This is a genomic window from Metallosphaera tengchongensis, assembly GCF_013343295.1.
GTDB lineage: Archaea > Thermoproteota > Thermoprotei_A > Sulfolobales > Sulfolobaceae > Metallosphaera > Metallosphaera tengchongensis.
The window spans coordinates 1,507,879-1,526,136 of sequence record NZ_CP049074.1 but is presented as its reverse complement, the minus strand read 5'-3'; the positions used below and the strand labels follow the sequence as shown (position 1 = coordinate 1,526,136).

Annotated in this window: 20 protein-coding genes and 2 pseudogenes; 11 read left to right on the top strand and 11 right to left on the bottom strand. The window is 44.7% G+C overall.

What is annotated here, in order from left to right:
• Positions 1 to 38 precede the first annotated feature (38 nt).
• From GWK48_RS08265 to GWK48_RS11770, 6 genes and pseudogenes are all read right to left on the bottom strand, one after another.
• Positions 39 to 1,094, bottom strand: a complete 1,056-nt coding sequence (locus GWK48_RS08265) for a radical SAM/SPASM domain-containing protein (protein ID WP_174631289.1) — start codon at positions 1,092 to 1,094, stop codon at positions 39 to 41.
• 608 nt (positions 1,095 to 1,702) lie between these two features.
• A complete protein-coding gene (locus tag GWK48_RS08260; protein WP_174631287.1) occupies positions 1,703 to 2,968 on the bottom strand; it encodes a hypothetical protein in 1,266 nt (421 codons plus the stop codon).
• Between the two features lie 295 nt (positions 2,969 to 3,263).
• Positions 3,264 to 3,480, bottom strand: a pseudogene (locus GWK48_RS11785) (prolyl oligopeptidase family serine peptidase); the annotation flags it as partial.
• Between the two features lie 166 nt (positions 3,481 to 3,646).
• Positions 3,647 to 3,703, bottom strand: a pseudogene (locus tag GWK48_RS11780) (transposase); the annotation flags it as partial.
• A gap of 11 nt (positions 3,704 to 3,714) precedes the next feature.
• On the bottom strand, positions 3,715 to 3,882 hold the full coding sequence (locus GWK48_RS11775; RefSeq protein ID WP_343044010.1) for a hypothetical protein: 168 nt from the start codon (positions 3,880 to 3,882) through the stop codon (positions 3,715 to 3,717).
• Positions 3,883 to 4,082: 200 nt separating this feature from the next.
• Positions 4,083 to 4,403: a hypothetical protein gene (locus GWK48_RS11770; protein ID WP_343043978.1), complete on the bottom strand. Its 321-nt coding sequence runs from the start codon at positions 4,401 to 4,403 to the stop codon at positions 4,083 to 4,085.
• A 390-nt stretch (positions 4,404 to 4,793) separates the two neighbouring features.
• Between GWK48_RS11770 and GWK48_RS08245 the strand changes: the two genes are divergently transcribed.
• The 4 genes from GWK48_RS08245 to GWK48_RS08230 all read left to right on the top strand — a co-directional run bounded on the left by GWK48_RS08245 (position 4,794) and on the right by GWK48_RS08230 (position 7,357).
• Complete coding sequence (locus tag GWK48_RS08245; protein ID WP_174631285.1) at positions 4,794 to 5,177, top strand: PaREP1 family protein; 384 nt, start codon at positions 4,794 to 4,796, stop codon at positions 5,175 to 5,177.
• On the top strand, positions 5,134 to 5,391 hold the full coding sequence (locus GWK48_RS08240; RefSeq protein WP_174631283.1) for a PaREP1 family protein: 258 nt from the start codon (positions 5,134 to 5,136) through the stop codon (positions 5,389 to 5,391). The genes GWK48_RS08245 and GWK48_RS08240 overlap by 44 nt, the downstream gene beginning before the upstream one ends.
• 245 nt (positions 5,392 to 5,636) lie before the next feature.
• Entirely contained in the window at positions 5,637 to 6,365 is a 729-nt protein-coding gene (locus tag GWK48_RS08235) for an ABC transporter ATP-binding protein (RefSeq protein WP_174631281.1), read from the top strand.
• Entirely contained in the window at positions 6,362 to 7,357 is a 996-nt protein-coding gene (locus tag GWK48_RS08230) for an ABC transporter permease (RefSeq protein WP_174631279.1), read from the top strand. The genes GWK48_RS08235 and GWK48_RS08230 overlap by 4 nt, the downstream gene beginning before the upstream one ends.
• Here GWK48_RS08230 and GWK48_RS08225 read toward each other — a convergent pair.
• Positions 7,340 to 8,104, bottom strand: coding sequence for an enoyl-CoA hydratase/isomerase family protein (locus GWK48_RS08225; RefSeq protein ID WP_174631277.1), 765 nt, complete (start codon positions 8,102 to 8,104; stop codon positions 7,340 to 7,342). The genes GWK48_RS08230 and GWK48_RS08225 overlap by 18 nt on opposite strands.
• A 257-nt stretch (positions 8,105 to 8,361) precedes the next feature.
• Here GWK48_RS08225 and GWK48_RS08220 point away from each other — a divergent pair, with 257 nt between their 5' ends.
• Both GWK48_RS08220 and GWK48_RS08215 read left to right on the top strand, forming a co-directional pair.
• The gene (locus GWK48_RS08220; RefSeq protein WP_174631275.1) at positions 8,362 to 10,299 is read left to right on the top strand and encodes a 4Fe-4S binding protein; all 1,938 of its coding nucleotides are present in this window, start codon (positions 8,362 to 8,364) and stop codon (positions 10,297 to 10,299) included.
• Positions 10,300 to 10,411: 112 nt separating this feature from the next.
• Positions 10,412 to 12,049, top strand: coding sequence for a cbb3-type cytochrome c oxidase subunit I (locus tag GWK48_RS08215; protein WP_174631273.1), 1,638 nt, complete (start codon positions 10,412 to 10,414; stop codon positions 12,047 to 12,049).
• Positions 12,050 to 12,057: 8 nt separating this feature from the next.
• Here the strand turns inward: GWK48_RS08215 and GWK48_RS08210 are convergent, their stop codons facing one another.
• On the bottom strand, positions 12,058 to 12,297 hold the full coding sequence (locus GWK48_RS08210; protein ID WP_174631271.1) for an Rdx family protein: 240 nt from the start codon (positions 12,295 to 12,297) through the stop codon (positions 12,058 to 12,060).
• Between the two features lie 316 nt (positions 12,298 to 12,613).
• On the opposite strand from GWK48_RS08210, the gene GWK48_RS08205 reads away from it, so the two are divergent.
• Both GWK48_RS08205 and GWK48_RS08200 read left to right on the top strand, forming a co-directional pair.
• On the top strand, positions 12,614 to 13,858 hold the full coding sequence (locus GWK48_RS08205; protein WP_174631269.1) for an MFS transporter: 1,245 nt from the start codon (positions 12,614 to 12,616) through the stop codon (positions 13,856 to 13,858).
• A gap of 44 nt (positions 13,859 to 13,902) precedes the next feature.
• Positions 13,903 to 14,454 carry a thiamine-phosphate synthase family protein gene (locus tag GWK48_RS08200; RefSeq protein WP_174631267.1) on the top strand — a complete coding sequence of 184 codons (552 nt, stop codon included), beginning with the start codon at positions 13,903 to 13,905 and terminating at the stop codon, positions 14,452 to 14,454.
• Between the two features lie 10 nt (positions 14,455 to 14,464).
• On the opposite strand, the gene GWK48_RS08195 is transcribed toward GWK48_RS08200, so the two are convergent.
• The 3 genes from GWK48_RS08195 to GWK48_RS08185 all read right to left on the bottom strand — a co-directional run bounded on the left by GWK48_RS08195 (position 14,465) and on the right by GWK48_RS08185 (position 16,352).
• Entirely contained in the window at positions 14,465 to 14,932 is a 468-nt protein-coding gene (locus GWK48_RS08195) for a PadR family transcriptional regulator (RefSeq protein WP_174631265.1), read from the bottom strand.
• A gap of 129 nt (positions 14,933 to 15,061) precedes the next feature.
• Complete coding sequence (locus GWK48_RS08190; RefSeq protein ID WP_174631263.1) at positions 15,062 to 15,781, bottom strand: DUF1614 domain-containing protein; 720 nt, start codon at positions 15,779 to 15,781, stop codon at positions 15,062 to 15,064.
• 10 nt (positions 15,782 to 15,791) lie between these two features.
• A complete protein-coding gene (locus GWK48_RS08185; RefSeq protein ID WP_246263781.1) occupies positions 15,792 to 16,352 on the bottom strand; it encodes an NTP transferase domain-containing protein in 561 nt (186 codons plus the stop codon).
• Between the two features lie 237 nt (positions 16,353 to 16,589).
• Here GWK48_RS08185 and GWK48_RS08180 point away from each other — a divergent pair, with 237 nt between their 5' ends.
• From GWK48_RS08180 to GWK48_RS08170, 3 genes are all read left to right on the top strand, one after another.
• On the top strand, positions 16,590 to 16,829 hold the full coding sequence (locus GWK48_RS08180) for a hypothetical protein (protein ID WP_174631261.1): 240 nt from the start codon (positions 16,590 to 16,592) through the stop codon (positions 16,827 to 16,829).
• Between the two features lie 5 nt (positions 16,830 to 16,834).
• Positions 16,835 to 17,032 (top strand): hypothetical protein, encoded by a 198-nt coding sequence (locus GWK48_RS11840; protein ID WP_425487501.1) that lies wholly within the window; start codon positions 16,835 to 16,837, stop codon positions 17,030 to 17,032.
• 95 nt (positions 17,033 to 17,127) lie between these two features.
• The gene (locus GWK48_RS08170) at positions 17,128 to 18,198 is read left to right on the top strand and encodes an NAD(P)/FAD-dependent oxidoreductase (protein ID WP_174631258.1); all 1,071 of its coding nucleotides are present in this window, start codon (positions 17,128 to 17,130) and stop codon (positions 18,196 to 18,198) included.
• The last annotated feature ends 60 nt before the right edge of the window (positions 18,199 to 18,258 follow it).

Here is an 18,258-nt window from a genome sequence, read left to right as displayed (position 1 = left end):
TCGGGCGTTAATTACTTTGTTGGTGTTTCAAGGGAGACTCAGGGTATTACTTCCGTGGAATCCTGCGTGGGATCGTACCTGAGATCGGATAGGGAAATTACCCCTTTCTTGAGTAGTTGGTCAATCTTAGGTATCAGGGACAGAACGGTTCTAAGGTATTCCTTATTTATCTCATCCGTTATCTTAAAACCTTCCTCTCCCCAATACTTCTCCTTGGAGGCATAGAGGCATCTTCCTCCGCAATACCTTTTGAATTCACAGTTCATACACTCTTTAGGTAATGGCTCGTCCATAAGAGAAAATCCAGAGTTCACGTCCCCGAGCTCAGCCCACTTCTCCCTGACAGCGATCGGGCAGGACAAGATTCTCCCATCTGTTGTGACTGAAACTGAGTTGTACCCAGCTCCGCACGGAGAACCTCTGTACCCTCCGAAGTAGTGAGCACTAATTACGCCCAGGATGGGGATTATCTTGAGCACCTTACCTCTCTCCAGGTTGGAGGCAAACAGATCAACTAGGGACCTAATACCTGGGAGATAAACGTTTTTAGACCAAGTTTCCACATCCCACCTATCGGTCCACACTATGTTCAGTTGCCAGTGAATCTTGTCGAAAACACCCGTTTCAAGAAGATGGGAGACTTCCATTAAGATATCACTGTCCATCGTAACGGTCATCCTTGCTATGGTCTCTACGCCAAGCGATTTTAAGTAGCCTGCATTCTTTATTACCCTATCGTAAATGCCCTTTCCCCTATGTTTATCAGTCACCTCCCTCCTACCATCAATGGAAAGGAGAGCCACGTTAATTCTCCTCCAGTAATTTTCTGGTAACAATTTCACTAAGGTACCGTTAGTCTGGATACCGTATCGAGTGGCTTTGATCTCATCCATAAAAGTCTCAATGAACTTGGGATTTGACAGGGGCTCTCCTCCGTAGAAGATAACTGTCGGTTTTGGGTCCCTCTCGATCAGTCCTTTGATCTTTTTGATATCATACTTAACGCTCCACGGGACTACAGTCTTCTCAAAGGATCCCCCACAGTAGTCGCAGACCAAGTTGCACTTCCCTGACGTAAATACCAGCCACAGCATTTGAGCAAAGAGACGATACTCGTTTAAAAATCGCTTTTTTAAAAACTTCTCGTTCTCACATATACGTCCTTTTCCCTTCCTCCTCTAAGTTCTGAAGGGTTTTGTTTCCTTTTATCACGGCCATCTGGAGAGGGAGTCATTGGTTTCAATGGTTTTAAGATTTCACGTGAAAATGTATTTGACCTCCTCTCCGTCCTAAAGGGCGAGGGTTGGCATTCTTTTATGACAATTAGCGGAGGTTTTTAAGACCTACAACCCTCACGAGAAACAGAGAAAAATGCCAGAGCAAGGTGCAGATAGAGACGCCTATAGGTAACAAGGCAGCTTCAATAGACTTAGGCATAAACATGTTAGCCACAATTACCTTAGGCGACGTAACTCCCGTAAAGGGGAGTAACACCTTTAATTTCCTCTCTCCTCTTCTAGGGCTTTTACGATCGCGCCCCCAACTACGCGTTTCAACCGTTACTGGGCAACTCTGTGAACGGCATCCCAGTAAGCTAGCCTCAAACTAAACTCCCGCTCCTCGTAGAGAAGAAGACAGCGTCATAGGAAAGGTCGTCGAACGGCTTGCCTCCCCTTTGTGAAGGCGGCAAGAGAAACAGAAATTATGAAGAACTATCGTTAATCAAATTTATGTCCTTTGCCTTAAAATAGACAAAAGCGCTGGGGATAACCACCCCTAACGTCACTATGACTAAGGAGAGGGTGACGCTAACGTTTTGGGCAAGATATCCGATCCCTATTAGGGAAGCGTCTGAGAGGAGGAGGGACATCACGCTCTCTATGCTAGTTATGTGGCCGAAATATTCTTTGGGGACGACTACATCAGATATCATATTTAACGCTATTATTAATGCATTCGCTATGTAGACTATTGGTAATAAAAGGGCGAAATAGACGTAGGGAGTAAACTTTAGCGTATATACTGCTATTAGATATACGAAGAAACAGATAGACGACATTAGGAGCACGAGGGATCCGTTTGACAGCGTCTTTAGACTTTTCATGAGTTCAGACGCTGTCAAAATTGCTGCAACTATCCCTACGATTCCCACTATGTTCCAAATTGAAGCAAATAGATAGTAGTCAGCCGAACTACCGAACAACGAGTAAAAGTATAGCGAAGAAGCTGATACTAATACAAAGGGAATACGTAAGAGGAATACCCCGTAAAAATAACGTTTGTTCTTCCTCAGTATCTCCCAGTACTTTGAGAGGGCTTCCTTACTTATGGAAAAACCCTTTCCCCCGTTGTTGGTTCTCTCTATGTCTATTTTCAACGCTAGAAATATGTTCACTATTAAGTAATAAACTCCGAGGAATATAAATGAGAACGTTATTACGGCTACGCCGTATAGCCCTATGAGGAAAAGGAGTAGTGACTCCACCAATGCAGAAGAGATGTACATAGCCCTCTGGATTTGAGAGAGCGCCATATATTCCTGCTCCTCCTTTAACACCCTCTTAAACACTCCAAACGCCAGAGTGCCCATGATTGAACCCGGAGCCACTGTGGTGAACAGAAGGACTAAGGCCGCAACAAGCGAAGCCAGTGAGAGCTCCTTAACTAGGAAGCCAATCAATATCAAGGAAGTCGCAGATATGGAGGAAAGTAAGACCCAGCTCGCCCTTGGGCTCCTTATGTAATCCCCTAAAAACCTAACGCTCTGAGCTATGTAGATTATGGGCTGAAGGTACGATAGAACAAGGGACTGTAAAAATAGGTCTCTGTGTATGATCCCGGTCTGAAAAAGATAGTACGAGATGACCCCAGTTACGACCTCGCTCAATATTATTGGCCTCAAAACCGTGAGCAGCATTACCTCTTTCTTCGCCAACAATTTCTTAATGCCTTTAACTGAATCAGACATCTCTTATTACTGTAAAATGGGCATCTTAAGGCGTTAATATCTTTACTACATATACCGCTTATCCACCACTTATGCTTTTCCAGATCTATTTCTAATCCTCCGTCTTCTTTCAATCTGCCAATTATTCTTAACACACTATACATATCAACAGTATTTTTGCTATAGAGCCATCTGGTTTGATAACGTAACTTCTAGGATGTGAGGCATAACGCGTATACTCTTTGTCTGTCTCAGCTATGTCGCTAGTGCCGCATATGCTCACCAAGTTTGATGTGCTCCTCTCGCTAATTGCTTACGAAAAGAAGTCCGTCTTGGTGACTATCCAGTTGGTCATGTAGCCCCCGTAGGAGCCCCCGTAAAGCCGAACTTCCTTTGAGGTTGAACTCCTCGTTGACTAGCTTTACGAAGGCCATTATCTGCTGGAAGTCCTTCCCTCCTCAGTCCCCGACTACGTCCTTTGCGAACTCCTCCCCATAACCCTGACTCCCCACTGGATTACAGTAGACGACGTTCTGACTTCCTCGCCGCCACGGCGGGGTTCCCCTTATCGGTTCGGAGTTACATCTCTCATCTGGGGGCAGTCGAGAGGGTCAGAAACTCCCTCCCATACAAGTTCATGACCGCGATAACGTCACAGTCATCCCCATAACCATAACAAGGACAACGAAAATACCTATATCACATTTCCTCCATTTCTTTCCCACACTTAGGACAGCGAGTAGAGGAGTATTGTGGGTCAACGTATACTACCTTAAGTCCGTGTTTCTTAGTATGTTACTCAACCCAGTCTGAAGCCTACGGTACTGCATAAGATAGAGTTTATCCCTAAACCGCGGTGATCGCTTCTTCACGCTCTTGATGAGGTCATTTAAGTCCTCTAAGAGTATGGCTAAGACGTTGAACGACTTAGCTATCTCTACTATCCACTTTCCGATTTTCCTAGCTGAGTCCTCTAAGACGTTCCTAGGTTTTTTATGGTACGCCCTAATCCTGCTAAGGACCCTCTCGTTTTCCTTCCACCTCCCCTCGTACTTCTTCTGTAGTGACTCAGCTAGTGACTTGTAGTGGTGTGCATCCTCTAAACGCGCTCTAAACGCGTTGGTATTCTGACGTACTACTTATAGTCTTTGCCTACAACTACATCAGCCATGTTTATGTCTACGGCGACACCGTCTTTAGCCTCTGGCTCCTCCCAGTCCTTGAGGAAAGAGACCTTCAGAAACGCCTTTCCATCTCTTAAATCTAGCCTAGCCTCCCTCATCTCCCAGCCCTTGTATTCTGGCAAGTTCCTTGGATAACCCTCTATTGGTAACTCGCCAACCCTAGCTATCCTCACTGTTATCTTGTTGAAGTCAATGGAGTATAACGGTTCTTGCGTCAACCAGACATAGGCCCTCTTTATTACTGGGTACCTACCGCGTTTAGGGTTCTTCAACCACGACTTGTACTCTACTATGGCGTCCCTATAACAGTCTATAGCTAACTTGGAGGTAGATCAAACTTTTTCCTTAGTGTCTCATAGATCCCTTTGTGTGTCTCTTTTAACAACTTGTTTGGTCTGTTCTTTCTTAACCACCCTAAAACGAAACGTAGATCTTTCTCATAGTTTGAGATATGGCTGAGCAGAGGACGGTAGGGGAAATCCTCATCGAAACCGTATCCCAATTCACCTATCGCCCAGCACATATAAACAACGATTGTAACACCAGCTATAAGTCCAAACAGAAGGGCAACTACAATAGTCTCAGTTAGCCTTTTTTACACAACATGGACTAATAATTCTTTTTGATTTTGGTTTATTAAGGTATACTCTACATTCATTTTGATGGAGAGTATTAATCTACTATCTGCTTCGGATGTTTTAATTGAGGAAGCTGATAACTTAATAGAGAAGGGAGATGTTTTACAAGCTCCAGAGAAATATTACAAGGCAGCTGAAGAGGCAATAAAACTACTAGTAAAAACACTAAACCTTAAGGACGTAATAGAAAAAGTAAAAGAAGAAGGTTATTGGAGTTTGGGAGTTTTACACGACGCTGTAATCGAGATAGCTAAAAGGCTGCGTGATGAGGAAATTATTGACCTATGGAAATCAGCTGTAGTGATTTTAACTGTAAATCTGCCTAAAGATATTCTAGCCATAGAAGCTGAAAAAGTGAAAAAACTTGTCGAGCTCTCAGATAAAACCGCTAATCTTAGAGTGGATTGAGGAAGCTGATAACTTAATAGAGAAGGGAGATGTTTTACAAGCTCCAGAGAAATATTACAAGGCAGCTGAAGAGGCAATAAAACTACTAGTAAAAACACTAAACCTTAAGGACGTAATAGAAAAAGTAAAGGCTAATAGGAGATGGACGTCTTCCTTACTATTTGAAGCTTCAGGAAGGGTTTTCTCAAGATATGTATCTAATTTTATCTTGTGATCTATTCAGAAGTAGCCAGACAGCTATAGTACAGACGGCCCCTCCGGTATTGCGCGAGAGATCGGCTCCCGCTCCTCATGTTTTAGGAGTTTACCGGATGGGAGTGCCATAGAGCAGAGTTATGTCAAGGCTTGAAAAACAAGATACCGCCTAGAAGGCGAGATTCGCCCTTCCTTTATCAACTGAGGGTCAAATCCCTTTGAGAAAAAGTTATTACTAAAATAAGAGATAGGCAACTCAGCCTTATGAAAATAATTAACGTTGAAAACTTGTGGAAAGTTTACAATAAGAGGAAAGAGGCCTTAAAGGGGATAACGTTCCACGTGGATCATGGGGAGGTGTTCTCCCTTCTAGGTCCGAACGGTGCGGGAAAGACCACTACCGTGAAGATACTGTCCTGTATGATTAAGCCTAGCCAAGGTAAGGTTGAAGTTCTTGGTTTTAACGTGCCCCAAGAGTGTAATAAGATAAGGGAAAAAATAGGAGTAGTCCCCCAGGAGTTTCAGGGCTTCTCGGATCTAACAGCTGAGGAGAACCTTAGGTACTTCGTCAAGCTCTACAACGGGGATGAGTCCCAGGTTGAAGAGCTGATGAAAACTGTGGACTTGCTTGAGTACAGGAAGACTAGATATAGGAACCTTTCAGGGGGCTACAAAAGGAGGTTAGCCATTGCGTGCTCTTTAGCCGGAGACCCCAAGTTGCTTTTCATGGATGAACCGACCGTGGGGTTAGATCCGAGATCAAGGAGGGATCTCTGGGACCTCATTACCGAGGTTAAGAGGAGGGGTGTGACCGTGCTCCTAACAACCCATTATCTGGACGAGGCCCAGAGGCTCTCCGATAGAGTAGGGGTAATTTTTGACGGGAAATTAGTAAGGCTTTCTAGCCCGAGAGAATTAATGGAAGAGTTCAGGAAACAGACTTTAGAGGAAGCGTACTTAGCCCTAATGGAACTTCTGGGTGATACTTCATGAGGAAAGCCTTAATCACTGCACTAGCAATAATAAAAGACAACCTGAGCAGTAGGACAACCCTTTTCTTTGTAATATTCTTCCCATTGTTCCTTACCTTAATCTTTGCCTTGGGCTTCGGTTCAGCTGCTCAACCTCACGTTACCGTAGTCGTTCAGGGGAACTCTTCTTTGGCTCATTTCCTCGATTCCTCATCGCTCTTTACAGGAACGACGGGAATGGGAATGAGGGAAGCCCTGCTCCATAATTACATATTTGCGCAAGTCAATGGGGATAAGGTATACCTCTACTATCCCCAGGATGACTCTTACCTGATTCCCTCACTTGAAGCCCTAGTACAGGAGTTCTTCTCTGGGAATAAGGCAGTTACTTTTCAAAACCTCCCACAAGAGGGATTCTCCTACTACGGATACGTCATCTCAGGAATGATCGGAGTAGTGTCTCTCTCAAATGGGCTCTTTGGTATTACTGGAGTAGCTGCCGGTTACTACAGAGATAGACTAGTTGACAGGCTGGCTGCGTCTCCACTTAGGAGTTACGAGTGGGTAATGGGGCTGATAATTTACGAGATAGTCATAACGTTGATCTCCATAGTGCCTATTCTCCTCTTGGGAATAGCGTTTGGGTTTTTACCCCTGATCAGTCTTTCTTTCATAGTCTTCCTTATTATCTCAACTTTGATGTTCGCTGGTCTAGGCTCGGTGATCTTCGGATTAAGCCCCAAGGACAAGCTCTTCGTAGCCCAGACAGCTGCCAATATCCTTGTATTCCCCCTTATGTTCCTCAGTAACGCGTTCTTCCAGATAGAGGCATTTCCGACAGTGCTCAGACCCCTAGTTGCATATCAGCCCTTATCCATAATAAACGACGTGATAAGGGACTTAGTGGTGTATAACACCCTGCCTTCCTTTGCCCAAGTAGTTTACATAGGAGTGGCTACTGTCGCGTTCGTTTACGCCGGAGGGAAATTGATGAAGTTAAGAGAAACTGACTGAAGTCCATGATGGAGAAGTTTTGGACAGATAAGAGCCTATTCCCTCCCTAGCCTCGTCAGTGATTACTTGGGTCGACAGCTCTTCGAAGGCCTTGTCTAAGTAAGGGATTAGGGAAAATAGGATCAATTTCCTCATCCTGACGAGAGAGGAGGGGGACATCTGCTTCATCCTCTCCAGTATCTCGACCAGTCCCTTATCGAGATCCTCTACTTCCTGATCTATCAGACCTACCCCCAAAGCCCTTTTAGTGTCAAGTTCTTCTCCTAACATTGCCAGCTTTCTCGATGCCCTATGTCCTAAGATGTAAGGACCTATTGAAACCAGAACAGGCGGGAAAACTCCCAACTTCCCACCAGGGGCAGCGAACCTAGTTCCAGACTTGGCCAACACAACGTCAAGGATTAGAAGCAACTCCATGGAGGCTCCAAAAGCAACGTTTTCCACTAGCCCTATGGTGACCTTATTTATTGACATCATCTTTACGAAAAGGTCCTTCATATGCCCAAAAAAGACCTTAGCATACTCCTTATCGGTTGAGGCCTTTAGGAGCTCCCTTATGTCTGCCCCAGAACCGAAGTTACCGTTCTCCCCTCTCACTACCAGATAGTGAACGTCACGAACCTTCTCGACCTTGTCTAAGGCATCTATCATATCTATCATAAACCTTGAGTTAAAAACGTTATACTTACCTTCCGTATTGAACGAAAGGAGAAGGTAATTCTTTCTCCTCTCTAGATTCACTACCATGTAGGGTAATTAGGAGGAAGGGTTAAATCTCTTTCACTTTGATCAATACAAGGGATGAATGAATGGTCTCTAATTGTTGTACTTCGGTTAGGGATCTAGGTGAAAGTCTTACAAGGTAAGGAAAGCCTCGCATATATGAATCCTCTAGCAACAGTTGCAAGCAATAACATAAATTTTGAACGAAATAAACAGTAGAACTGGTTCTCCTTAACAACCCTTAAATACATCGAGATCCCTTAGTTTAACAGAGAAGGGCAATGGATTATTTTCCCATTTTTCTACTGATAGCTGGTCTAATGGCAGCATTCTCAATTTATCTCATTTATCTAGTTAAAAGAGGGATAGATGGTGTTGGCTTCCTGCTGGTACTGTACCTGACAGGTAGCATGGTCGTCATGTTCGCTTCCCTATCAGTTTTCTTTTCGTCACCCAACCAGGTCACGGAGGCAGTAGCCCTAGCTTCAAATTCAGCCTATATGATTTTCGGTCTTATCCCCATTCTCTTTAACATCAACAAGAAGGTAAAAGTAAGGCGTTGGTACACCATCTTGGTTTTCGCTGGACTTATGGCTCTTTCCGAGGCGTTTATGGGTCAGACGTTCTTTACCATGGTCACGAAACAACTTGGGAACCCACTACTGGGTGTTGAGAACTACTGGTACTACGCTGTTATGATATCAGAGATGTTATTTACTCTCCTTTACTCCTTCAAGAGTTTGACCCAACCCTTGAGAAATTACCTCATTATTGCACTTCCAATCATGGGAATATCACCCGTTATCCTCCCACAAGTTACCCAATATGTGAACGACACCATATGGTTTAACGCAAGCCTAATGATCATAGCCACAATTCTCATCTATGAATCACTATATAGAGACAGACTGAAGAGAACCCAAGAGACCATGACCTCCCTTGAACTGATGTTAGTTTTTTCGTTCATGATGGCTGGAATATTTACCTACTTTTTGACAGGTTCCTGGTACCTCTTTGACGCCTCAATGCTAGGAGGAATGACGTGGTTCATATACAGAGCAATTAACGGACCAAATCACGTTAAAGGAAACTATATGAAGGACTCCAAGTGGACCTTCTCTTTCATACTAGTAACTTTTATCATGGAGTGGCTAATGGGAGGGGTTTTGGACTTCGCTTCAGGGAATTTCTCAACAGGAGTGAGGGGTTTCTTGTCCTCACTTGGTTTAGGCTTCGTGAACCCGCTCTCTTATTACGGACTAGGTTCCCTGTTCGATTTCCTCTCGATCTTCGGCTCAGTCACCGGGTCGACTTGGTTTCTAGTCATGATGGGAACGGAAATGGGGATGTTAGCGTTATTTAGGATAAGGGAGGTGAAGTTTAGGGAGAACAAGATCAGGTTAGCCCTAATGGTATCAGCCTACGCCATTTATACCATTTACCTTCCGAATTTTTCCCCCTTATCTTCCAAGATAGCTTTCATCCCCTATATGTGGAGCATGGGCTTGGGTACTCTGGGACCAGTTGCCTCCAACTATCTCATCCCAGGTATAATTGGAACTTACGTGGTGAGCGCGGTTCTATCGTTCCTATTCGGCTCCAGACAAATCTGTTCAGTAACCTGCACCGCCCCCACCATGTATCAGGGTACGTTTTATGAGTCCTTGAAGTCATATAACAGGACCTCAAGGTTGGGAAGGAAAACGTTATCAAGTAGGCTGAGACCTTGGTATAAGGTTATTGCCCTAGTTGTATGGGGATCACTCTTAGCCTTCGCCGTCCTATCGTTCTTAAACCAGGATGGGGTAATAAATGTCACCATCCTGGGAAACGACCCGACAGTGTTTCTTTACTCCTTCTACTTTAACTTCCTTTGGTACGTTGTTTTCATTTCCATCCCCTTCATGGGTTCTTATGCCTGCGTAACTCAGGGATGGTGCTCTTGGGGCACCTTCAACCAGTTCTTTGGCGGGCTGGGACTATTCAGGTTGAGGGTTAAGAACCCTGATCTCTGCGTAAAGTGCGAGACCAAAGCTTGTAGTGAAGCTTGCCCAGTAGGTAACACTGACCTCCCTGGAAAATTCATCAAGGAGGGAGAATTCAAATCCATGAGGTGTATTGGGGTCGGTGACTGTATGGAGGCGTGCCCGTACGAAAATATCAGGATCTATGACTTCAGATCTTGGATAAGGGAGAAATTAGGAAGCAATGGTACTTAATATAAGTCAAAAATTTATTTTTTGAAAAAAAGAATTCAATACATTTAATTGGGAACTATTTTTAGCTTTTATAAGATAAACGTATATATAGGTAGCCCCGTTAATGTAAGATATGGAAACTCCACTAAGCGGGTTGGTAAATTTTGTTAAAAGTGTGTTTCAACTTGACAAGGACTGGCTCTCAAGAATTACAATGGCTATGATTGTGATGAGCCTAGTGTGGGGGATCTTGGGTATCATAGACGCTCTCATGGCTAGGATTCAGGAAGTGGTGTGGGCAAGCTCCTCTAACTTCATCCTCACCTCCCAGGAGTATTATGGATCGATTACCCTGCATGGCGCTAGGGACCTTTTCGGTTTCGCAGTCCAGCTCGAGATAGCAATATTCGCGTTCCTCTCCCTTAGGATGCTTAACCTACAGCCTAGAGCTAAATGGTTCATGAACTTAGCCTTCGTAATTTTTAACATATCTTTTATGCTTCTGGAGGGACCAATAGTCCTCTACCCTACCTTCAATGACAACTACTTCTCCGCAGGATCTTGGTACTACCTCGCTCCACTGGGTCTTCCAAACGTATCTCAGTACGTTTTGAGCCCTCTGTGGTACATCGGTATGGAACTCTTGGACATAGGGACTTACATGTTTGTAATTTGGCTCATATATCACTTCTACCTCGCCTCAAAGACTACAAAGGAAAAGCTACCGATCTTCGCGGTGTTCGCCCTAGTAACAGCCCTTATGATAGCATTGGGATGGAGCGGAGAAGCTGCAGCTAACACTTGGGATCTACTGGCAATAGCTGGCGTCACTGGAATGAACGTGATAGCTAATCAGATTGCCTTTTGGATACTAGGTCACTCCATTGTGTACATAGTGTGGATGCCTGCCATAGCGTCCATGTATTACTTGATCCCTCTGTTGGCCAATAAACCCCTATATAGTGACAAGATGGCGAGGATAGCTGCCTTAATGTACCTAATATTCTCCAATAACGTCCCCATTCACCACCTCTACATGGTCGACTTCCCCGTTTCACTGAAGGTTCTTCAGGAAGTATTGACCTACGCTGTAGTTGTCCCCTCTATGCTTACCTTCTTCAATCTGTGGGCGACCGTGAAGGGAGCTTCAGTCAAGATGAACTTAATCTCAGCTTGGATAGCCATATCCTTTGCCGGATCCATAGCTGCAGGTGTCACTGGTATATCTAACGCGGACATAGCCTTCAACTCCATTATACACAACACGATGTGGGTTCCTGGCCACTTCCACGCCATGATATTCTGGTCCATAGTTCCTGCCGGTTTCGCTACTCTATATTACTTAATTCCGATGCTGACTGGCAGAATGTGGTTCTCCACTAAGTTAGGATGGATCCATATGGCCGGATATATGGTGGGTACTGCGATGGTAGTGTACGGATTTGACGCTCTAGGGCTGGCAGGATTGACCAGGAGGGCTGAGGTCTTCCCCAGAACTCCAGTATATGTCACCCCTGAGGTTATATCAGCCTTCGGAGCGCTAATTGCAGACGCAGCTACAATGCTTTGGTTAGGGAACGTGCTGCTCACCTTACTGAAAGGGAGGACTGCTAACCTAGGTTCCCTCTCAATAGGGGAAACCATTAGTACCATATCCCTTCAACTAGGTGCTCCAGAGTTAAGTTTCAGCAGTCCAAACCTGTTAAAGACCATAAGAATGGAAGAGATGAAGCTAAAACATATTTTCGATAGGATGAGAACTAGAGTTTAAAAAGAAAGTCAAGTTACCTGTTTTTTCTTACCTATTTCCATTAGGATTTCCTGGATTTCTGGGAACCTCTTGAGTTGATATCTGGACAACTTCAGCTCTCCGTCGACGTATACGTCAAAAATACCGTTTTTCCCCTGTTCCAACTCTACCTTAACGTCCTCGAAATAGGACAGGATTTCCCTCGCTGTATCCAGGGCTCTATCCAGATAACCGCACGGTCTACAATATACGATTTTAACGTTATGCATACCAGAAATCGTGTAAAGAGGTTAAATAACTTAAGTATTAGTTTAATATCCTCTTAGTCTACGTGATGATAGCGATCTTGTACTTTTGTGGAGATAGATGTCCTGAGAAAGTGACTAAAACTCTCATCTGGTAGGAAGTAAAGGACGTGACCGACACTCCCGTCCTCCATGTTCCTTTTATGCGTTGCCTTAGCGTTAAACCCAAGTTGCGAGGGACTAGGAATCTTAGGGCTGGCGTCATTCCTAACAAACGATTTATGCAAAATTTGCATTTAACGAAATATTCAAAGGAATCCCGAATCCATTAAATTTCACAATGTCTGATCTAAAGTTAGGCGAAAAGGTGAAGGTGGGTATTTTCTCCCTGGTAGGAACAACCATCGAGTACTATGATTTCTTTCTTTACGCCCTTCTCTCGGTTCTAGTTTTCCCAAAGATATTCTTCCCTCCAGGTTACAGTCAATTGAGCGCTATGCTGATATCCCTAAGCACATACTTTGTCTCCTTTTTGGCAAGACCAGTGGGAGCTATGATCTTTGGGAATATGGGAGATAAGCAAGGTAGGAGGACAGGACTATCCCTTAACATGGTATTAGTTGGTGCCTCGTACGTTTTGATTGGTTCACTTCCAGGTTATAGCGCTCTAGGCTTTGACTCAGTTCTTTTACTGGTCTTGCTTAGATTCCTATTTGGTCTAGGGATAGGAGGTGAATATGGTGGAGCTATAGCTATAGTTTTAGAGTGCAACTGGAAAAGCGAGAACAAGGGGCTGTGGTCCTGGTTCGTCCAATCTGGACCTGCCTTAGGGGAGATGTTTGCGTTACTCGGTCTCTTAGTGTTTCATCGGGATTTAACTTTGTGGTGGAGAGTGCTAGTTTTACTTGGTGGCATAATAGCTATAATAAACTTCTTCGTTAGAAAAAACATTAGCGAGAGCCCTGCATTCCTTGAAGTTTTAAGGTTAAGGAGGATGACACCTTTAGCTCGGGCTATTAAGAATTATTACAAGCAAATTTTAGTTTCCTCAGCGTTGGTGAGTTTGGGTGCGTCAGTTACCACTTTGATAGCTACTTATGCTCTTCCCATAATGAAATTGGACAACGTATCTCTGGCCGTCGGCATACAGTATCTAATGGTTGGGGACACCGTCGTGCTGATATCCCTCCTTCCATTAACGTGGCTTGGGACCACATTGAGGAGATCACTGGTAGCAATGTCATTCTTAGTCCTCTTGGGAGCGTTAGTCTCTTTACCAGGTCTATACTTCCTTTTTTCAGGCAAGGACTTACTCCTAGCTATCGTGTTACTTAAGCTTTCAACAATATCATGGGCTCAATATGGGCTCTTGAACGCCTCGAGCTTTCCTGTGGAAGTTAGATATACAGCTAGCGGGTTCTCTTATCAAATTGGGGCAATGTACGCTGGTGGTCTATCTCCTTTGATTTCCTCATTTTTCGTGGTTCACGGATCATTCCTGGATGTCTACTTCATAGTTTTAGGATATACCATGGTCTCAGGGATAGGCCTCGTACTGTACAGAATATTAAGCGTCCAGCGGTAAAGGACAGAGACGATTTTTAATCGGGAATTGCCACATAATGACACATGGAGGAACAAGAACGGAGGGAAGTTCTAACAGAACTTCAGGACGCATTAAAGGTCTTCTCCTCCAACGAGAGGTCTTACTTACTGATACCTGAAGTGAGAACAAACTTGGGATATGCTGTCAATGGCGCAAAAAATGTTTTTGATGTTGCAGCTGTGCCTGGAAGGGTATCAGTAGCATTTCAAAGGATACTTTATTGCCTGCCTCCTGCCTTCGGGGCCTCAGATCACATAGCCAGAGTGATCTTAACTGCTATGGAGTTTGACCAGCGGATGAGGAGTGCGATGAACGTCATATTTCATCCAAAATTTTTGACATTGAACCCTTACGTTTTTGATAGAGCGTCGGAGTCCACTTCAGATAAACAAGTGGAGAGGAGGACAATGAACTTCATGGTAAGAAAGGCGTTTGAGGAAACTGGGGCGATTCCGGAGCTCATAGTAGATAAGGGAGATTTTGGAAAGGAGCCAGGGACCTTTATTCTAGGTAGAAACCCAAAGGAGGTTGTGGAAAGGGCTTTTCACCTGTTATCCCTGATAGAGGAAAGATAAACCTCGCCTTTTAATGCGGGGAGGAGCTCGATCGAGCTTCCAACGTCTCCTCCAGCTTAGTTCTACACTCCATTAGGATTGCGTTGATCTTATCATACACTTCTTGATCGGCGAGCTTATCTTTGTAGTTGTAGATGACTAGGCTCATGTCAAATAGGGAAGAAATAACTCTTCTGTAACCAGAGTTTGAGGAGAATACGCTTTTGATTTCGCTCTTTCCCTTTTCCCATTTCTCTCTACCTAACTGGGTTATTTCATAGACCTTCCTTCCGTTTACCTCCTTTACTTCGACTAGACCTTCTCCTATGAGGGTCTTAAGCACAGGGTAAATTGAGCCAGGGCTAGGCTTATACACCCCATTAAATTTCTTCTCTATGGACTTCATTATTTCATAAACATGCATAGGTTTACCGACGAGGGCGTCTAGTATCAACATTTTTAGTGCCCCTCTCCTTAACCTTTCTATATTCATTTTCATATCCTAGAATTAGCTTCATATCAAAAATATCTTCTCTTTTCCCAACTACAGAGGTTTGGAAGAAACTCACCTTCCTGGATAGCCCATAATACCTGGTCCCAAATATCACACACTTCTCTAGTCTCTAGACTACAGAGAGATCAGCAACTGACCTAGGACTATCGATAGCAGACCTGACATGAATATCCCGTCAAAAGTCCCCATGCCCCCTACACTTATGAGCTGGGGTCTGGCCTCTAGAATCTTCCTTAAATTTAGGAGGTCAGCACCAATGAGAGTCCCTAAGACGCTACCTATGTATGCTGAAGTTGGAACCAGTATTGGGTCCCTGAAAAATAGTAGATAACTTACCGTGACCGAGAAAAGCGGTGCTATAAGAGGGTTCATTACAACCCCCACTCCCTTAGAGACCTTGGAAAATAACTTCGAGATAACGACTATTACCAATACATTGACGAGAATAAGGAGCTTCTCAGAAACGAGGTAAAGAAGGGTTAACGACAGGAAAGCCGGGATTATGGCTCCGCCGACGTTGAAAGCCAGAAGAGTGTAGGTAGGCATCTCAATCCTACGATAGTAAACCGGAAATCCGAACACGTAAATCACTTCATACTCTGGCTCAATAGGTGGTGTCCTCAATTCCTTGACTATCACGTTGACAGGACTAGTAGCTAAGCTGAGAAACGAAATCTCCACTGCTAGGGCATACCCAATCTCTTTTGGCAGTCCTGTCTGCACTAGAAGGTACTCAAAGTAACTTATGGAGACGAGGAGAAGGAGTAGTCCCAGCACGAGATAGATCGGAAAGAAGACTCCCCTAACTGGGGAGACAATGAGGATCCTCTTCAACTGAACCAGATTATAAATTAGAGCATAGTTTATTAGCTTTCTCCAATTCGTCTATCGTATTCACGTTAATTATATCCTTATGGAAGTGAATAGTCTCGTAGTCGTTTAAATTCAAAGAATTCCACAGACTCATTCCCACAAACCCAGATCCCGTGTACAGGGAACAAATGGAAGACCTACATCTCCTCAATAGGGTCTCAAAGGCCTCTCTCGGTATGAAGGGAAGGTCGCATGAGAGCACGAGGGCTGGCAACTTGACCTGCCTTAATGCCTCGACGACATCCTCTTCGTAACCCTTCCCTGATGTGTAAATGATCTCCTTGGACAATAAGGAGAGCTCCTCCTCTGCAGGATGCCCCCTCACAGTGGCTACAATAACCCTCTCGGAGAATTTCTCCGCTACGTCTATGATCCACTGGATCATTGGTCTTCCGCAGACCTTTAGTACAGGCTTCATGGGGGAAAGCCGCGATCCCTTGCCCCCAGCCATTATTACAGCCGTTGGTACCTTCAGGGTTATCTCATCAAATTGAGGAGAAGAGTTTTCTTCGAGCTCAGGCTTTTCCCTCAAGTTTTCTCCCCTAGAGTGAACCATGAAAACCAAAAAACAATTAGTTTGCAGCTAATATTAACTACTTGTCACAAGCCGACTTCCGCCACGCCTCGAAGGCGAGGGTTTCTCCCATCGATTTTGGGTAAACTCTAATCCAAGGGGCAGTGGGGAAGCTCAGAGAACCCCTCTCATCTAGCTCTCTGCTCAAGGAGAAGGGACAGGAGAAGGGTTTCATATGCCTTCAATTTCCGTCTCGTGGGCGAGGCTTTCCACAGGAAGGCTAGGAACATGTTGGAGGACTCAGCCAGAAAAGTCTATAGATGGGTTGTTGACGTAGCTAACTCTATTTACGTCTCAGCGATCTTCTCAGAGGACTTTAACGACATGGTCAAGGACGTGAAGAAGTTGTCAAAAGAGTTCAGGGACAATCTCTACCTCGTGCAGTACCCCATGTCCGGTACTGGGTTGAGAGGCAAGCTAGAAAGCATGGTTTGAAAGTTGTGTACGCAGGCCCCTCTTCCTCTACTCACTGCCCCAAGCGTGGGGAAAGGATAGAAGAGGTTAGTCATAGGTTCTTCGGTTGTCCCAACTACGGTTATGAAAACCACCGTGACGTAGTCACAGTCATGGACCTTTATAGGGGGTCCTCTGGGCCTCTCGACTGCTCCCACACCAGAGACGTAAACCCAAACCGGTGAGGGGAACCCTAGTCCTTTAAGGCGGGGAGGAAGTCAGTTTTTGGAAAAACAGAGTTTATCTTAAATATTCTTTCTTCAATATAAACGATGATAATATGGTTCAGAAAGTAGTTATAGTTGGAGGAGGCAACGGGGGAGCGGTTGTCGCTAATAGGCTTAGGAGCAGAGAGCTAGATGTCACGGTAGTAGACCCCTCTCCTTACCACTTGTACCAACCTGGCATAGTGGACTACGTTTTTGGAGTGGAGAGCGAAGAGTCCATAGTGAAGAGAGTAGACCAGGTAATATCTGCCAGCCTAATTCAAGGAAAAGTTACCAAAGTAGAGGTAGATAATCACACTGTTTTTGTCGGGGATAGGAAATTGGAGTACGACTACCTTGTATTGGCTCCTGGGGTGAGAAGCAAAAATCCACCTGACGTACCCTCATGGCACACCCTGGAAGAGGGGAAAAAACTCAAGGAGCAGTTGTCCTCATTCAATGGAAAGAGGATAGTGGTAGGCTATTGGGGAGTTATAAAGTGCCCCGCAGCGCCCTTTGAGTTCTCCTTCCTATTAAAGGAGAGGTTTAAGGACGCTCAGGTCACCCTATTGAACCCTGTTACAAACCCCCCAGAGATTCAGAGACCCATGGCTGAGAGATTAGGCAAGAGGGCTAAGGAGCTAGGAATAGAAATAAAGAGGGGGTTCAAAATAAGGAGCGTTAACACCAAGGAGAAGGAGGTAGAATCGGAGGACGGGGAGAAAGTAAAGTACGACCTCGCCCTTCTAGATGCCCCCGTTAAGGTCAGCGAAGAGTTCTCAGGACTAGTTGACCAGTCTGGCTTCATTCCTGTGGACAAGACTACGTTAAGGTATAGAAATTACGATAACGTATTCGTAGTGGGAGACGCTAACAACATTATCGTTCCACCTAAAACAGGCTCCAAGGCTCACTATGAGGCAAAGACAGTTGCCAACAACATTCTGGCTAAGGTGGAAGGTGGGGAAGAGAAGAAATATGACGGGAGCGCCATGTGCGCTGTGTACTCCGGTTTCACTAAGGGCCTTTTCATAACCATGAACTTTGAGAGAAGCAGGGCTTACAATGAGTCTGTAGCCTTTAACAGGATGAAGAGGATGTTTACCCACATTTACTGGACGTCACTGAAGGGATATATCCCATAAAGATAACATGAGGATAAGCCTTGCGCTTTAGGGGAGGCCATCTGCTAGCCTGAAGCTGGA

Excerpts from the sequence above, each read along its gene's own strand:
- GWK48_RS08170 (WP_174631258.1), top strand. The coding sequence starts at position 17,128 with ATGGTTCAGAAAGTAGTTATAGTTGGAGGAGGCAACGGGGGAGCGGTT.
- GWK48_RS08230 (WP_174631279.1), top strand. The coding sequence starts at position 6,362 with ATGAGGAAAGCCTTAATCACTGCACTAGCAATAATAAAAGACAACCTG.
- GWK48_RS08265 (WP_174631289.1), bottom strand. The coding sequence starts at position 1,094 with ATGCTGTGGCTGGTATTTACGTCAGGGAAGTGCAACTTGGTCTGCGAC.
- GWK48_RS08245 (WP_174631285.1), top strand. The coding sequence starts at position 4,794 with ATGGAGAGTATTAATCTACTATCTGCTTCGGATGTTTTAATTGAGGAA.
- GWK48_RS08210 (WP_174631271.1), bottom strand. The coding sequence starts at position 12,297 with ATGCATAACGTTAAAATCGTATATTGTAGACCGTGCGGTTATCTGGAT.
- GWK48_RS08200 (WP_174631267.1), top strand. The coding sequence starts at position 13,903 with ATGGAGGAACAAGAACGGAGGGAAGTTCTAACAGAACTTCAGGACGCA.
- GWK48_RS08225 (WP_174631277.1), bottom strand. The coding sequence starts at position 8,104 with ATGGTAGTGAATCTAGAGAGGAGAAAGAATTACCTTCTCCTTTCGTTC.
- GWK48_RS08220 (WP_174631275.1), top strand. The coding sequence starts at position 8,362 with ATGGATTATTTTCCCATTTTTCTACTGATAGCTGGTCTAATGGCAGCA.
- GWK48_RS08235 (WP_174631281.1), top strand. The coding sequence starts at position 5,637 with ATGAAAATAATTAACGTTGAAAACTTGTGGAAAGTTTACAATAAGAGG.
- GWK48_RS08215 (WP_174631273.1), top strand. The coding sequence starts at position 10,412 with ATGGAAACTCCACTAAGCGGGTTGGTAAATTTTGTTAAAAGTGTGTTT.
- GWK48_RS08260 (WP_174631287.1), bottom strand. The coding sequence starts at position 2,968 with ATGTCTGATTCAGTTAAAGGCATTAAGAAATTGTTGGCGAAGAAAGAG.
- GWK48_RS08205 (WP_174631269.1), top strand. The coding sequence starts at position 12,614 with ATGTCTGATCTAAAGTTAGGCGAAAAGGTGAAGGTGGGTATTTTCTCC.
- GWK48_RS08195 (WP_174631265.1), bottom strand. The coding sequence starts at position 14,932 with ATGAAAATGAATATAGAAAGGTTAAGGAGAGGGGCACTAAAAATGTTG.